At 68.3% G+C, this 14,551-nt stretch carries 17 protein-coding genes; 9 read left to right on the top strand and 8 right to left on the bottom strand.

Annotated elements, in window-relative coordinates:
* Positions 1-6: 6 nt before the first annotated feature.
* The gene (locus AC1REK_RS14215) at positions 7-489 is read left to right on the top strand and encodes a CAP domain-containing protein (protein WP_316020287.1); all 483 of its coding nucleotides are present in this window, start codon (positions 7-9) and stop codon (positions 487-489) included.
* A gap of 18 nt (positions 490-507) precedes the next feature.
* Here AC1REK_RS14215 and AC1REK_RS14220 read toward each other — a convergent pair whose 3' ends face one another.
* Positions 508-1,332: an OmpA/MotB family protein gene (locus AC1REK_RS14220; RefSeq protein ID WP_492270680.1), complete on the bottom strand. Its 825-nt coding sequence runs from the start codon at positions 1,330-1,332 to the stop codon at positions 508-510.
* A gap of 14 nt (positions 1,333-1,346) precedes the next feature.
* Positions 1,347-2,117 carry a motility protein A gene (locus AC1REK_RS14225; protein WP_316020285.1) on the bottom strand — a complete coding sequence of 257 codons (771 nt, stop codon included), beginning with the start codon at positions 2,115-2,117 and terminating at the stop codon, positions 1,347-1,349.
* A gap of 238 nt (positions 2,118-2,355) precedes the next feature.
* On the opposite strand from AC1REK_RS14225, the gene AC1REK_RS14230 reads away from it, so the two are divergent.
* Both AC1REK_RS14230 and AC1REK_RS14235 read left to right on the top strand, forming a co-directional pair.
* Positions 2,356-4,164, top strand: a complete 1,809-nt coding sequence (locus tag AC1REK_RS14230; RefSeq protein ID WP_492270679.1) for a glucan ABC transporter ATP-binding protein/ permease — start codon at positions 2,356-2,358, stop codon at positions 4,162-4,164.
* Between the two features lie 105 nt (positions 4,165-4,269).
* Positions 4,270-4,599 (top strand): DUF1330 domain-containing protein, encoded by a 330-nt coding sequence (locus AC1REK_RS14235; RefSeq protein ID WP_492270678.1) that lies wholly within the window; start codon positions 4,270-4,272, stop codon positions 4,597-4,599.
* Between the two features lie 6 nt (positions 4,600-4,605).
* On the opposite strand, the gene AC1REK_RS14240 is transcribed toward AC1REK_RS14235, so the two are convergent.
* The 3 genes from AC1REK_RS14240 to AC1REK_RS14250 are packed head-to-tail and all read right to left on the bottom strand — an operon-like array spanning position 4,606 to position 7,647.
* A complete protein-coding gene (locus AC1REK_RS14240; protein WP_316020282.1) occupies positions 4,606-5,913 on the bottom strand; it encodes an HlyC/CorC family transporter in 1,308 nt (435 codons plus the stop codon).
* Between the two features lie 10 nt (positions 5,914-5,923).
* On the bottom strand, positions 5,924-7,069 hold the full coding sequence (gene aroB, locus AC1REK_RS14245; RefSeq protein ID WP_492270677.1) for a 3-dehydroquinate synthase: 1,146 nt from the start codon (positions 7,067-7,069) through the stop codon (positions 5,924-5,926).
* Positions 7,066-7,647 carry a shikimate kinase gene (locus tag AC1REK_RS14250; RefSeq protein ID WP_316020280.1) on the bottom strand — a complete coding sequence of 194 codons (582 nt, stop codon included), beginning with the start codon at positions 7,645-7,647 and terminating at the stop codon, positions 7,066-7,068. Before AC1REK_RS14250 ends, aroB begins: the two co-directional genes overlap by 4 nt.
* A 144-nt stretch (positions 7,648-7,791) precedes the next feature.
* Here AC1REK_RS14250 and AC1REK_RS14255 point away from each other — a divergent pair, with 144 nt between their 5' ends.
* Genes AC1REK_RS14255 through xerD form a run of 3 tightly spaced genes read left to right on the top strand, consistent with a single transcriptional unit; the run spans position 7,792 to position 10,759 of the window.
* Positions 7,792-9,642 (top strand): aminodeoxychorismate synthase component I, encoded by a 1,851-nt coding sequence (locus tag AC1REK_RS14255; protein WP_492270675.1) that lies wholly within the window; start codon positions 7,792-7,794, stop codon positions 9,640-9,642.
* A 30-nt stretch (positions 9,643-9,672) separates the two neighbouring features.
* Positions 9,673-9,816: a histidine kinase gene (locus tag AC1REK_RS14260; protein WP_066477230.1), complete on the top strand. Its 144-nt coding sequence runs from the start codon at positions 9,673-9,675 to the stop codon at positions 9,814-9,816.
* Positions 9,817-9,823: 7 nt separating this feature from the next.
* The gene (gene xerD / locus AC1REK_RS14265) at positions 9,824-10,759 is read left to right on the top strand and encodes a site-specific tyrosine recombinase XerD (RefSeq protein ID WP_492270674.1); all 936 of its coding nucleotides are present in this window, start codon (positions 9,824-9,826) and stop codon (positions 10,757-10,759) included.
* Between the two features lie 11 nt (positions 10,760-10,770).
* On the opposite strand, the gene AC1REK_RS14270 is transcribed toward xerD, so the two are convergent.
* From AC1REK_RS14270 to AC1REK_RS14280, 3 genes are all read right to left on the bottom strand, one after another.
* Positions 10,771-11,100, bottom strand: a complete 330-nt coding sequence (locus AC1REK_RS14270; RefSeq protein WP_316020277.1) for a polyhydroxyalkanoic acid system family protein — start codon at positions 11,098-11,100, stop codon at positions 10,771-10,773.
* A 118-nt stretch (positions 11,101-11,218) separates the two neighbouring features.
* Complete coding sequence (locus AC1REK_RS14275) at positions 11,219-11,428, bottom strand: hypothetical protein (RefSeq protein WP_066477233.1); 210 nt, start codon at positions 11,426-11,428, stop codon at positions 11,219-11,221.
* Positions 11,429-11,549: 121 nt separating this feature from the next.
* A complete protein-coding gene (locus AC1REK_RS14280; RefSeq protein WP_316020276.1) occupies positions 11,550-12,335 on the bottom strand; it encodes an IclR family transcriptional regulator in 786 nt (261 codons plus the stop codon).
* A 163-nt stretch (positions 12,336-12,498) separates the two neighbouring features.
* On the opposite strand from AC1REK_RS14280, the gene AC1REK_RS14285 reads away from it, so the two are divergent.
* The 3 genes from AC1REK_RS14285 to AC1REK_RS14295 are packed head-to-tail and all read left to right on the top strand — an operon-like array spanning position 12,499 to position 14,526.
* The gene (locus AC1REK_RS14285) at positions 12,499-13,161 is read left to right on the top strand and encodes an amino acid ABC transporter permease (RefSeq protein ID WP_327520820.1); all 663 of its coding nucleotides are present in this window, start codon (positions 12,499-12,501) and stop codon (positions 13,159-13,161) included.
* On the top strand, positions 13,158-13,808 hold the full coding sequence (locus AC1REK_RS14290) for an amino acid ABC transporter permease (protein ID WP_066477239.1): 651 nt from the start codon (positions 13,158-13,160) through the stop codon (positions 13,806-13,808). Before AC1REK_RS14285 ends, AC1REK_RS14290 begins: the two co-directional genes overlap by 4 nt.
* Positions 13,795-14,526: an amino acid ABC transporter ATP-binding protein gene (locus AC1REK_RS14295; RefSeq protein ID WP_327520819.1), complete on the top strand. Its 732-nt coding sequence runs from the start codon at positions 13,795-13,797 to the stop codon at positions 14,524-14,526. The genes AC1REK_RS14290 and AC1REK_RS14295 overlap by 14 nt, the downstream gene beginning before the upstream one ends.
* Positions 14,527-14,551 lie beyond the last annotated feature (25 nt).

A 14,551-nucleotide genomic window follows, 5' to 3' on the forward strand; every position in this document is an offset into this window, starting at 1 on the left:
CGCGCTATGAGCTGCCCTGCCGCATTGGCCGGCGCCCTGGCGCTCTTCAACATTGCCGGCTGTACCGAGCCGGTGCGGACCCAGCCGGCCTTCTACCGCGATCTCGGCTCGCCTTCGGCCCGCGTCGACGCGGAGGCGGCGCGGGCGACGATCTCGGCCTATCGCCTCAATGCCGGGCTCGCGACGCTGAAGCTCGATCCGGAGCTGATGCAGGCGGCCGAGCAGGAGGCGGCGGCGATGGCGGCGGCCGACAAGCCGGCCCAGGCGGACGCGGTGAAGGGGCGGCTCGCACGCGCCGGCCAGCCCGGAGCCGAGGCCAATCTCTCGGCCGGCTATCGGCGGCTGGCCGAGGCCTTTTCCGGCTGGCGCGATTCGCCCCAGCACGACCGGGTCATGAAGGCGCCGAACGCGACCCGGATGGGCATTGCCTCTGCCTATGCGCCGGGCTCGAAGTATCAGGTCTACTGGGCGCTGATCGTCGCGCCCTGAGCTAGCTCAGGGCCGGCGTCAGGGCCTGGCGCCGTTGGGCAAGGGCGGGGCGTCGGCCTTCAGCACGATGCCGACGCGGCGGTTGAACGGCAGATAGGGATTGTCCTTGATCAGCGGCTCGGTGTCGGCCTTGCCGGTGACCGAGGCGAAGCGCTCGTCGGGCACGCCGGCACTTCCGAGGATCTCGCGGACCGCCGAGGCGCGGCCGACCGAGAGCGACCAGGGATTGCTCGGCAATAGTGTGCCCGGCCGCGGCGTCGCGGTGTGGCCGGAGATGGCGATCTTGTTGGGCATGCGGCGCAGCGTCGGGGCGATGGCGGCCAGCAGTTTGCGCATATTGGCATTGGGCTGGACCGAGCCTTCGTCGAACATGGCGCGCCCTTCCTGGTCGACGAGCTGGATGTCGAGGCCGGTCTCCGAGACCTCGACCAGGATGTTGCGCGAGAGCTCGCCGATCTCCGGCATCTCGCGCAGGGCCTGACGCAGCGAGGCGGCGGCGAGGGCGAAGCCGCGGTCGTGCGTGGCCGAGATCAGCCCGTCTTCCTTCTGCTGGTTGTGGTTCGGCGCGGTGTTGTCGGATGCGTCCTCGATCGGGCGGACATAGGCGTTCTTGATGTGGGTCTTGGTCGGAATGCCGTCGACCTCGACGATGCCGGCGAGGCGGACGTCCCTTTGCGAGCCGAAGGCGTCGCGCATCGAGCCGGCGACGATCTGTAGCTTCTGCTTGTCCTGGCTCGAATAGGCCGCGACCATCACGAAGAAGGCCATCAGCAGCGCCATCAGATCGGCGAAGGTCACGAACCAGCCGTGACCGCCATGGCCGCCGCGCTTCTTCTTGGCCATCGTTCAGCCGCCCTTCAGCTGGCTTGCGCCATCTCGGCCCGATGATGATCGGGCAGATAGGCCAGCAGCATCTCGCGCACCAGGGTCGGGCTCTTGGCGTCGCGCATCTGCAGCACGCCGTCGATGATCAGCGTGCGCGAGATCTCCTCCTCCTCGAGCTTGATGTGCAGCTTGTCGGCGATCGGCAGGGTGAACATGTTGGCGACCATGGCGCCGTAGAGCGTCGCCAGGAGCGCCGTCGCCATGGCCGGGCCGAGCTTGGAGGGGTCCGACATGTTGGCGAACATGGTGACCATGCCGAGTATAGTGCCGATCATGCCCCAGGCCGGCGCGCAGTCGCCGATCGCCCGGTAGACCTTGGAACCCTCGTCGAGCCGCTGCAGGAAGTTGTCGCGGTCACGCTCCATCGTGTCGCGGATGAAGTCCTTGTCGTAGCCGTCGGCGATGTAGCGCAGGCCCTGGGCGAGGAACGGGTCGGAGACCTCGACGTTTTCCAAGGCCACCGGGCCGCTCTTGCGGTTGATCTCGGCGACGCGGGTGATCTCGTCGATCAGCTCGCGCGGATGGGTCGAGCGCATGGTGAAGGCGAAGCGGATGCCCATCGGCAGGCCATGCGCGATTACCGAGAAGGGGAAACGCAGCATGGTCGCGGCGGAGGCGCCGCCGAAGATGATGATCGCGGCGTGCTTGTCCCAATAGGCGGCGAAATTGCCGCCATCGATCATGATCAGCGCGACGACGGTCGCGATGCCACCGATAATGCCTGCGCCGGTCGCGATATCCATGAAAGGCCATCCTGATGCGCGCCGCCGCCGACGCTGCTCGTCCGGCCTCTCGCATGGAGCCGAGGATAGGGGCCGCGGGTTGAAGGAAGCGTTAAGGTTGAGAAATTGCTCACGGCGACGGGCGGGGCTGGTAGCGGGATACGGCTTTCGCGAAAGCCGGCGGTGCCCGTTTGATTTCGCGCCGGCTTTTCAGCACAACCAGAGTCGCGTCCCCGCGCCGATGCTCTAAGGTCCTGCGATGTCCCTGTTTGCGCTCTATGCCCGCGTGCTCGGCGAACTCGGCCCGGAGAGGCGCCTGGGGCTGATCCTGGCACTCGCCAACATCGCGCTGGCGGCGGCGGCCTTCGCCGAGCCGATGCTGTTCGGCGCGCTGATCGACAAGCTGACCAGCGTCCAGAACTCTGGCAGCAAGCCGACCTGGAGCGACATCAACCTCCTGATCGCCGCCTGGGTCGGCTTCGGCCTGTTCAACATCGCCGCCGGGGTGTTCGTCGCGCTGTTCGCCGACCGCCTGGCCCATCGCCGGCGCCTCGCAGTGATGGCGAACTATTTCGAGCACGCGCTGACCCTGCCGCTCGCCTATCACACGCAGACCCATTCCGGCCGCGTGCTCAAGGTGATGCTGGAAGGCACCAGCGGCATGTGGGCGCTCTGGCTCTCCTTCTTCCGCGAGCACTGCGCGAGCTTCGTCGCCCTCTTCATCCTGCTGCCGTTCACGCTCTGGAAGAACTGGCAGCTCGGCCTGCTGCTGATCTGCCTCGTCGTGCTGTTCGGCACACTGACGGCCTATGTGCTGCGCAAGACCGACAAGCTGCAGAGCAATGTCGAGAGCTATCATTCAAGCCTCGCCGAGCGGGCCTCGGACGCGCTTGGCAACGTCCCGGTGATCCAGAGCTTCACCCGGATCGAGGCCGAGGTGCGCGGCCTGCGCAACACCATCACCAGCCTGCTCGAAGCCCAGATCCCGGTCCTGACCTGGTGGGCGGTAGCGACGGTGGCGACGCGCGCCTCGGCGACGCTGACCGTGCTCTCGATCTTCGTCGTCGGCACCTGGCTCCTGATGCAGGGGCAGACCACGGTCGGCGAGATCGTCACCTTCATGGGCTTTGCCACCATGCTGGTCGGCCGGCTCGAGCAGATCGTCGCCTTCGTCAACTTCATCTTCATGCAGGCGCCGAAGATGCGGGAGTTCTTCGAGGTGGTCGACACGCTGCCGGCGGTGCGCGACCTGCCGGGTGCCCCGGATGCCGGCCGTCTGCAAGGCCGCGTCACCTTCGACGACGTCTCCTTCTCCTATGACGGCAAGCGCGCCGCCGTGGCCGACGTCTCCTTCGAGGTCATGCCCGGCGAGACCATCGCCATCGTCGGCTCGACCGGCTCGGGCAAGTCGACGACGCTCGGCCTGCTGCACCGGGCCTTCGACCCGCAATCGGGCCGGATTCTCGCTGATGGCCGGGATATCCGCGAGATCTCGCTGATCTCGCTGCGCCGGAACATCGGCGTCGTCTTCCAGGAGCCGATGCTGTTCGCCCGCTCGATCCGCGAGAACCTCACCGTCGGCAAGCCGGACGCGACCGATGCCGAGATGATGGAGGCGCTCGACCGGGCGCAGGCGACAGAGGTGATGGCGCGCCAGCCCGACGGGCTCGACACCATCGTCGGCGAGCGCGGCCGCACCCTCTCCGGCGGCGAGCGCCAGCGCCTCTCGATCGCCCGCGCCCTGCTGAAGAATCCGCCGATCCTGATCCTCGACGAGGCGACCTCGGCGCTCGATGCAGCCACTGAGGTCAAACTTCAAAAGGCGCTCGACGAGGTGATGAAGGGGCGCACCACCTTCGTCATCGCCCACCGTCTCGCCACGATCCGCAATGCCGACCGGATCCTGGTCTTCGAGCAGGGACGGGTGATCGAGATGGGCTCCTTCGAGGAGCTGGTCGCCAAGGGTGGCCGCTTCGCGGCGCTGGCGCGGGCGCAGTATCTCGTCACCGACAAGCCGGCCGAGGCGAGGGAATCCTCGCTGGCCAGCAAGGGCATCGTCGACGGGTGAAGTCGGGACGCTTTCGGTTACCTGCGAGGTAATCGACCCGCTGCCCCTTGCGAGGCATGGTCCCTGGCATCGCGGGCGAGGCCCGCTTCGAAAGGGGATCGGACCATGACCGCCTACGCCATCGCCCATCTGCGCGACGTCGATCTCAACGCCGAGATCGCCGATTATATCCGGCGCATCGACGAGACCCTCGTGCCCTTCGGTGGCCGCTTCCTGATCCATGGCGTGACGCCCGAGGTTCTGGAGGGGCCCTGGGAGGGCGATCTCGTCGTCATCGCCTTCCCGGATCCGGAGGCCGCGCAGGCCTGGTACGCTTCGCCGGGCTATCAGGCGATCCTGCCGCTGAGGACCCGTAATTCCCGCAGCGCCGCCTTCATCGTCGCTGGCGCGCCGGAAGGCTATCGGGCGACCGACTTCCTGGCGAAGCTCAGCTGATCGGCTTCAGGCCGCGGGTGGCGGTGCCGTATCGCCATTGCCGACCGGCGCGATCTTCAGCGAGGTCACGCGGTTGCGGCTCTTGCGCATCACCTCGAAGCGGAAGCCGTGGAAGGTAAAGGCCTGGCCGGCATCGGGAATGGCTCTGGCCTCGTGGATGACGAGACCGGCGACCGTCGTCGCCTCCTCGTCCGGCAGGTTCCAGTCCATGGCGCGGTTGAGATCGCGGATCGGCGCGCCGCCCTCGACGATGACCGAGCCGTCGGCCTGCTGGCGCAGGCCGGGCAGGGCGATGTCGTGCTCGTCACGGATGTCGCCGACGATCTCCTCGAGGATGTCCTCCAGCGTCACCAGCCCCATGACCTCGCCGTACTCGTCGACGGCGAGGGCGAAATGGGTCTTGCGGGCGAGGAAGGCCTTTAGCTGCTCAGGCAGCGATGTGTTCACCGGCACGAACCAGGGCGAAAGCGCGATCTCGCCGACATCGAGTCTGCCGGCATCGCCGCCGGCGGCATCGAGGGCGCGCAGCAGGTCCTTGGCGTGCAGGATGCCGACGATGTTCTCCGGCTTCTCGCGCCAGAGCGGCAGGCGGGTATAGGGCGAGGCCAGCACCTCGCGCACGATCGCCTCGGGGCCGAGATCGAGATTGATCGTCCGCATCTTGGTGCGGTGGATCATCACGTCGGCGACTTCGAGGTCCTTCAGGTCGAGCAGGCCGCTGACCATGTCGCCATCGGCCTTCTCGACCGTGCCCTGCTGGCGCATCAGCTCGACCTGGTCACGCAGCAGCTCATCCGTGGCGAGCACCGGACGCTGCGAATCGATCCGCAGCCCGAACAGGCCGATGCTGCGTCGCGCCAGCCATTGCAGCAGGCGCAGCGGCGGCCCAAGGATGGCGAGCAGGCGCGCCACCGGCCGGACGAAGAACAGCGCCGTGCGGTCCGGCTTGGCGACCGCCACCATGCGGGGCGCAAGCTCGCCGAAGACGATGGCGAGCAGCGCGACGACCGCGGCGGCACAGAGCGCGCCCGATGCGCCATGGGAAACCGCCGCCGCATAGGTCGCGAAGGCCGCCGTCGCGGTCTTCACGAGCGTGCGTGCTAGCAGGAGTACGCCGCTCAGCCGCTCGCGGTTCGACAGCGCGCGCAACGCGATCGCGGCGCGCCGGCTGCCGGCCTTCTCCTGCGCCGTCAGGCGCGCGCGGGAGGTCGCATTGAGCGCGGCCTCGCTGGCGGAGAGGAAGCCGGTCAGCAGCAGGCCGAGGACGACGACCGCGACCGCCAGCCAGGGATCGATGGGGACCAGCGCGGCCATTGGCGTGCGATCAGGCTCCCGCGAGTTCGCTTTCGATGAAGCGGCGCACCTCGTCGGCGGGAACCCCCGGCGCGATGAAGCTCTTGCCGATGCCATGGGCGAGGATGAAGGTCAGCGCGCCGCGCTTCACCTTCTTGTCCTGGGTCATCGCCTCGACGATCTCGGCAGCGCTGCCGGCGCCGCCCGGAACGTCCTGCAGCCGCGAGGGCAGGCCGACCGCGCCAAGATGCGCCGCGACGCGCCCGGCATCCTGGCCCGGGCAGAGGCCGAGCCGCTGCGAGAAGCGGAAGGCCAGCGCGAGGCCGATCGCGACCGCCTCGCCATGGACGAGGCGCCTGGAATCATAGGCGGTGAGCCGCTCCAGCGCATGGGCGAAGGTGTGGCCGAGATTGAGCAAGGCGCGGTCGCCGTCCTCGCGCTCGTCGCGCACCACGATAGCCGCCTTGGCGCGGCAGGCGGTGGCGACGGCATGGTCGCGCTCCGGCCCGCCGGCGATGACGCGCCGCCAATTCGCCTCGCACCAGTCGAAGAAGGCGGCATCGTCGATCAGCCCGTACTTCACCACCTCGGCATAGCCGGCCTTGAACTCGCGCTCGCTGAGCGTGTCGAGCAAGGCGGTGTCGCAGATCACCAGCGCCGGCTGGTGGAAGGCGCCGATCAGGTTCTTGCCATGGCCGGAATTGATCCCGGTCTTGCCGCCCACCGAGGAATCGACCTGGGCGAGCAGGCTCGTCGGGATCTGGACGAACCGCACGCCGCGCCGCAGCACCGAGGCGGCAAAGCCCGAGAGATCGCCGACCACGCCGCCGCCGAGCGCGATGACGATGTCGTTGCGCTCGATCTTGGCTGCCAGCAGCCCGTCGCAAAGCTCGACGAAGCAGGCATAGGATTTCGAAGCCTCGCCCGGGCGGATGGTCAGGCGGGTCGTCGCGATGCCGGCCTGGTGCAGGCAGCTTTCCAGGGCCGGGGCGTGCAGCTCGGCGAGATTGTCGTCGGTGACGATAGCGGCGCGGGCACCGGGGGCGAGCTCCGCGATGACGCCGGCAGCCTCGCAGAGCTGGTGGCGCCCGATCAGGATGTCATAGGCGCGCTCGCCGAGCGGAACGGGAACGAGAATGCGCTCGGCGCGCGCGGCATCTGCTGCTTGCTTGGTCATCGGCTGCTCGTTGCACGCTCGAGTTCGGCGAGCGCGGCTTCGACGACGACCTCATGCGGGTCGTCGCTGGAAATAACGGTGATGTCGGCCTGGGAATAGACCGGCTCGCGCTCGGCGAGCAGGCGGCGCATCGTCCCTTCCGGGTCGGCGGTGCGCAGCAGCGGGCGGTTGCTGCGCTTGCGCACGCGACGCATCAGCACGTCGACATCGGCCTTGAGCCAGACCGAGATGCCGAGCTCGGCGATGCGGGCGCGGGTGTCGGCGTTCATATAGGCGCCACCGCCGGTCGCGAGAACCAGGGGGGACCGGGTCGTCAGGATGCGGGCGATGACGCGGCGCTCGCCGTCGCGGAACTCGGTCTCGCCGCGCTGGGCGAAAATGTCCGGGATCGACATGCCGGCCGCCGTCTCGATCTCGGTGTCGGCATCGACGAAGGGCAGGCCGAGACGCGCGCCGAGCCGCTTGCCGACCGAGCTCTTGCCCGATCCCATCATGCCGACGAGCACGACGGAGCGCTGGCCGAGCGCGGCGCGCAGGGCAGCGACATCAAGGGTTTCGACAGTATCCGCCATCAGCATCGCAATGTTTCCTCTTGCCGCTCTAGCATGTGCGATGCCTTGCCGCCACGTCCTCCTGATGCGCCGGAGAATCCCGGTTGCGCCTTGACCTGCCGGAGCGAGTCAGACTGCTACCGGCCGGTGCAGGGGTGAGGAGAAAGCGGCATGCCGAGGCCGGGACAGGAGGTCGAGATCGCTGCCCTGCGCGCGCCTTTCGTGCTGCTCGATGATCGGAGCGCGGATGCGGGTTCGGCGCTGCTCTATGCCGAGCCGGTGGAGCTGGTCGAAGCGCATGGCCTCGCCGAGGTTCCCGCCGCGCTCGCCCGGATCGAGGCCGGGCTGGCATCGGGGCTGCACGCCGCCGGCTTCCTCTCCTATGAGCTGGGCTATGCCTTCGAGCGGCGTCTCGAGGGGCGGATGCCGGAGGGGCGGGCCCTGCCGCTGCTCTGGATCGGATTGTTCCGCGAACCGCTCGCGCTGGACGGCGCCGCGCTCGACCAGCAGTTCGCCAGCCTCGCCGCGCCGCCGCCGCTGGAAGATCTGGCATTCGGGCTCGACGCCGAGCAGCACGCCGCCGCCGTCGGGCGGGTCCTGGACTATCTACGGGCCGGCGACGCCTATCAGGTCAACCTGACCTTCCCGGTCCGCTTCCGCTATGAAGGCGACCCGCTGGCGCTCTATGGTGCCTTGCGGGCGAGCCAGCCGGTCGCCCATGGCGGCATCGTCGCGATGGGCGCGGCAACGCTCCTCTCGGTCTCGCCGGAGCTCTTCGTCGAGACGCAAGGCGGGCGGGCGACGACGCGGCCGATGAAGGGCACGGTCGCACGCGGCGTGGATGCGGCCAGCGACGCCGCGGCGATGGCGGCCCTGCGCGCCGACCCGAAGCAGCGCGCCGAAAACCTGATGATCGTCGATCTCCTGCGCAACGATCTCGGCCGGGTCAGCGAGATCGGCTCCGTCGCTGTGCCAAAGCTCTTCAGCGTTGAGACCTATCCGACGCTGCATACCCTCACATCGGAGGTGACGGGACGGCTCCGGCCCGGCCTCTCGGCGGGCGAGCTGATCCGGGCGATGTTCCCCTGCGGCTCGGTCACCGGCGCGCCAAAACTGCGCGCCATGGAGATCATCCGCGAGCTCGAGGCCTGGCCGCGCGACGCCTATACCGGGTCGATCGGCGCGATCGCGCCGAATGGCGATCTGCGCTTCAACGTCGCGATCCGCACGGCGACGCTGCTGCCCGGCGGCGAGGGCGTCTACGGGGTGGGCGGTGGCATCGTCGTCGATTCCGAGGCTGCGAGCGAGTTCGCGGAATGCCGGCTGAAGGCCCGGGTCCTGACCGATCTCGCCGAGGATTTCGGTCTGTTCGAGACGCTGCTCTGGTCGCCGGAGACGGGCTATCGCCGGCTCGATCTGCATCTCCAGCGGCTCGGAAACTCGGCTGCTGAACTGGGTTTTCGCTTCGAGCGGGAGGCGTTGACGAAAAAACTGGCCGCGCTCGCCGCCGGCTTCGGAAACGCGAGGGAGCAGCGTGTTCGCTTCGAGCTGAAGCGCGACGGTTCGGTGATGCTACGGCATGCGCCGCTGCCAAGGGAGGCGGAGCGGACGCTGACGATCGCGATCGCGGCGGAGCGCGCCGATGCCGCCGACCCGTTCGCGCGGCACAAGACGACGCGCCGGGCGCGCTATGAGCGCTGCTTTGCCGCTGCCGAGGCGCAAGGCTGCGACGACGCGCTCCTGCTCAACCGCCAGGGCTTCGTCACCGAGACGAGCCGAGCGAACGTCTTCCTCGAGCGCGACGGGCTGCTGCTGACGCCGCCGGCCGCCCATGGACTGCTGCCGGGGGTGCTGCGGCGCGAGCTGCTGGAGGCCGGCAGGGCACGGGAAGCGGCGCTGCGGATCGAGGATCTGGCAGGCGAGGCGCGCTGGTTCGTCGGCAGCAGCCTTCGCGGCCTGCGGCAGGCGCGCCTGATCCCCGACGATCCAAGGCTTGCATCTGCGGTGGCGGATCGGGAATAACCGACAGGGTTAACAAGGAAATCGCCGGCCGTGCCGACGCTGTTCAAGTTCTTGACTTTCCTCGCCGTGATCGGCGGGCTGGTGTTCGGCGGCATGGTCGCGCTCGTCACCTTCGTCAAGCCGGAGCCGCGCGAGATGGTCGAGGTGATCCCGCCCTCGAAGCTGCAGAAATGAGCCGCGGATGACCCGGCAAGCGCGCGCCTGGGTGAACGCCTTCCTCGACATGCTCGCTGCCGAGCGCGGCGCGGCGAAGAACACGATCGAGGCCTATCAGCGCGATCTCGACGACTATCTCGAATTCGCCGCCGGGCATGGCGGCCCGGCAGACGTCGCAGCCGCCGATATCCGGGCCTTCCTGGTCGAATTGTCCGAGCGCGGCCTGAAGGCCTCCTCGGCGGCGCGGAGGCTCTCGGCGGTGCGGCAGTTCCACCGCTTTCTCTACACCGAGGGCCTCGTCGGCAGCGATCCGACCGCGGCGATCGAGGGGCCCAGGCTCGGGCGGCCCTTGCCGAAGGTGTTGTCGGTTACCGAGGTCGACCGGCTGATCGCGACCGCCCATCAGGCGGCGGAGCGGGAAGGCCAGTCGCCGGCGGCACAGGCGCGCAGCCTGCGGATGCGCTGCCTGATCGAGATGCTCTACGCCACCGGCATGCGCGTTTCCGAGCTCATCGCGCTGCCGCTCTCGGCCGCGACGACGCGCGAGCGCTTCCTGGTGGTGCGCGGCAAGGGCGACAAGGATCGGCTGGTGCCGCTCAACGAGGCGGCTCGGCTGGCGGCCGCCGCGCATCTCGCCTTCTTGCGCGAGCAGGGCGATGCCGGCGGGCGCTGGCTCTTTCCCTCCGATGGCGAGAGTGGGCATCTGACGCGGCAGGCCTTCGGGCGCGATCTCAAGTCGCTCGCGGCGGCGGCGGGGCTGTCACCGGCCAAGGTCAGCCCGCATGTGCTGCGCCATGCCTTCGCCAGCCATCTCCTGCAGAACGGCGCGGATTTGCGCGTGGTGCAGGAATTGCTGGGCCATGCCGACATCGCCACCACGCAGATCTACACGCATATTCTCGACGAGCGCTTGAAGAGCCTGGTGCGCGACCTGCACCCGCTGATGGATGGCGAGGGTTAGTACCGGCGCGCTCAAGCCTTGGCCGGCTTGTGCTCCAGCAGGATCTGGCCCTGCTTCTCGACACCGAGACGCAGCTTCTCGGCGAAGACGGCGAGCATCCAGGGCAGCATCACCTCGACGCGGACGAGGCTGTCCTCGATATCGAGCTTGCCGTTCACAGTCTGGCCGAGGGCGGCGACGCCGAAATGCAGCGTATCGCCCTGCCAATCCTCTTGCGTGAGCTGCATGTGCAGCGTGCCGAGCTTGTCACGGACCTTGTCGACTCCGCCCTGGAGACGCGCCCGGGCGGCCTCACGCCCGAGCGTGTGGGAAACTGTGATGGTGACGGGGCGTTTCATCATCGGCGGCTCCGGCTCATGCCTTTGGGCTGTCGCTGCCCCAGAGATGCGCATCGCCGCGCGCAGTTGCAACCCGCCGGGCAGTTCCAGCGGGGCGGAGCGCACGGCGCCGGCTGGCTGATCAGTTGCTATGGGCCTGGAGAGCCTGCTGGCCTTCCTGGGTCACGTTCCAGCGCTCGTCGCCGGGCTCAGCCAGGCCGCGTCCCTGAAGCAGGCGCAACATCGCTTCGCCGAAGATGAAGCGGCGGGTTTCTTCGTTGATGCTCTCGAGCGCGATCCACTCGGGATCGGTCATCACGGGTGCCTGCGTGTTCGTCGCGGTCTCGGCCATTGACGGTCCTCCTCCGTGCCGTTTGTTGCGGTCAGGGGGAAAATCGCGAGCAATCTTGGAGAGCTTGTGGCGTTGGCAGGGTATCCCTGAGGCAAATATCGGCGGCTTTCTCGCTTTCGGCTCAGCCGAGGGGCAGGCGCAGCCCGGCTTCGGCCGCGCAGGCCTTGAGCGTCAGCAGGATTGCTCCCACGTCCGTGTCGACGCCGTGGCGTTGCAGGCACGGCACCAGGATCGCCGCCTCGGCATAGCCGGATAGGCCGACCACCGGGCAGGCGATGTCGGTGACGGCGAGGATGTCGCGGCTCGGCGCGATGCGGTGGCCGAGCTCGCGGATTTCGGCGAAGACCGCCTCGGTCTCCGGCAGGTCGAGGCGCTGGCGGAACTCCGGCTCGGCTTCGCGCATCAGCGCGCGCCGCCGCGCCTCCGACTGGAAGGCGAGGATGAGCAGGCCGGAATTGGCTTCCAGCGCCGGCCTGCCATAGCCCGGCCGGACGATGACGCTGGCATCGAGATGGCCGGCCGTCGTCGCCAGCACCACGGTCTGCGCCCGGCTGAGGACGACGAGATGGGCGGCCTGGCCACTCTCCTCGCTGAAGCGCTCCATCAGCGGCAGCACGGCGGAGGTCAGCTGCTTGCCGCCCGGCGTCCTGATCCCGAGGTCGAACAGGCGGCGCGACAGGCCGAGCCGGTCGGTTCCCGCCTCGCGTTCGAGATAGCCGCGCTGCTGCAGCACGAAGACCATCCGGAAGATCTCGCTCTTCGAGCGCCGCAGCCGCTCGGCGATCGTGCGCGTCGAGAGCGGCTCGCCGACCTCGGCCAGGAGCTCGAGGATATCGAGGCCCTTTTCCAGCGCCGGCGCGGCGTAGGAGGCCTTGTCGTCAGGTTCGGCTTCGACGGGATCGCTCATGACGCCCATACCGGGTTGGTTTCATATATGAAGCTTGACATCAAATAAGAAGCCAATCTAGCCTCCCCGTAAAGAGGGAGAGAAATGACGCCATTGCCGCAGCAAGCGTGGGCAGTCCTTCGGCACCGGACCGCCGGTCCGCGGGCCTGGTGGGCCTGACGCGATGAAGTACGGTCTTCAGTTCCGCGACGTCTTCGCCGCCTGGGAGTCGATCCTCGAAGGCGTCTGGATCACGCTGCTGCTCTCCGGGGTCGCCATGGTCGGCGGCCTGGCGATCGGCGTCCTCTGCGCCGCGGCGCGCGTCTACGGCCCGGGCTGGCTGCGCCGCCTCGTCGGCGCCTATGTCGAGATCATCCGCAACACCCCGCTGCTGGTACAGCTCTTCCTGATCTTCTTCGGCCTGCCGAGCCTCGGCCTGCGGCTCGACGGCCTGACCGCGGCGATGATCGCGCTGGTGATCAATCTCGGTGCCTACACCACCGAGATCGTGCGCGCCGGCCTGGAGGCGGTGCCGAAGGCGCAGATCGAAGCCGGCCACTCGCTCGGGCTCTCCGGCCTGCAGGTCTTCCGCTACATCGTGGTCTTTCCGGCGCTGAAGGCGATGTTCCCGGCGCTGGCCAGCCAGTTCGTGCTGATGATGCTGGCGACCAGCGTGGTCTCGCAGATCTCGGTGCAGGACCTGTTCCATGCCGCCTCGATCGTGCAGTCGCGCACCTTCCGCGATTTCGAGGTCTATACCGTCATCGGCGTGCTCTATCTCTCGCTCGCCTTCGCCTTCCGGGGCCTCTTCGCGGTGATCTACCGCCTGGCTTTCGTGCAGCGATGATCAGAGAATTCGGCTTCATCGACGTGATGTACCTCGTCGGCGCGGCGCGCTGGACGCTGCTGCTGACCGTCACCGCCTTCGCCGGCGCCTCCGTCCTCGGCCTGGCGATCGCGATCGCGCGGATCCTGCCGTTCGCGCCGGTGCGCTGGATCGCCGCCGGCTATACTCACATCGTCCAGGGCACGCCGCTGCTGGTCTGGCTGTTCCTGATCTTCTTCGGGCTGCCGCTGATCGGAATCTCGGTCAACCCCTGGCTCGCCGCGGCCGTCGGCTTCTCGGTCTATGGCAGCGCCTTCCTCGGCGAGATCTGGCGCGGCGCGCTGGTCTCGATCGCCAAGACGCAATGGGAGGCCGGCGCCTCGCTCGGCCTCTCCATGGCGGAGCAGCTGCGCTACGTCATCATTCCGCAGTCGGTACGGGTCGCGATCCCGCCGACCGTGGGGTTCCTGGTCCAGCTGATCAAGAACACCTCGCTGGCGGCCGTGATCGGCCTCGTCGAGCTGACCCGCGAGGGTCAGCTGACGGCGGCGGGCACCTACAAGCCCTTCGCCGTCTACATCACCGTCGCCTGCATCTATTTCCTGATGTGTTTCCCTCTGACCCAATGGAGCCGCTCGCTCGAGCGGAAGCTCGATGTCGCTCGTTGAAATCCGGGAGATCAGCAAGAGCTACGGCGCCGTCCAGGTGCTGAAGGGCGTCTCGCTCGATGTCGCCAAAGGCGAGGTCGTCGCCGTGATCGGCCGCTCAGGCTCCGGCAAAAGCACCCTGCTACGCTGCGTCAACGGGCTGGAGGTGATCCAGGCCGGCACGATCCGTGTCGACGGCGTCCAGGTGAACGACCCGGCGACCGATCTGCGCAAGCTGCGCCAGCAGGTCGGCATCGTCTTCCAGAGCTTCAACCTGTTTCCGCATCTCTCGGTCTGCGACAACATCACGCTCGCGCCGCGGGTGGTGAAGAAGCAGGCCCCGGAGCAGGCCCGCGAGATCGCCCGCGACGTGCTGCGCCGCGTCGGCCTCGAAGGCAAGCTCGACGCTTTCCCGTCGCAGCTTTCCGGCGGCCAGCAGCAGCGCGTCGCCATCGCCCGCTCGCTCGCCATGCAGCCCAAGCTGATGCTGTTCGACGAGGTGACCTCGGCGCTCGACCCGGAACTGACGGGCGAGGTGCTGAAGGTACTGGAATCCGTGGCGCAGGAGGGGATGACCATGATCCTCGTCACCCACGAGATGGGGTTCGCCCGCCGGTTCGGCTCGCGCGTCGTGTTCATGCACGAGGGCCGGATCCACGAAGAAGGCCAGGCCGCGGCGGTGCTCGCCGAGCCGCAGACGCCCGAGCTCAAGACCTTCCTCAGCGCCGTTCTGCACTGAGGCGAAGAAACCAGTTCCGGTCCAC

Source organism: Allobosea sp. GW823-FHT02B03 (assembly GCF_058797755.1).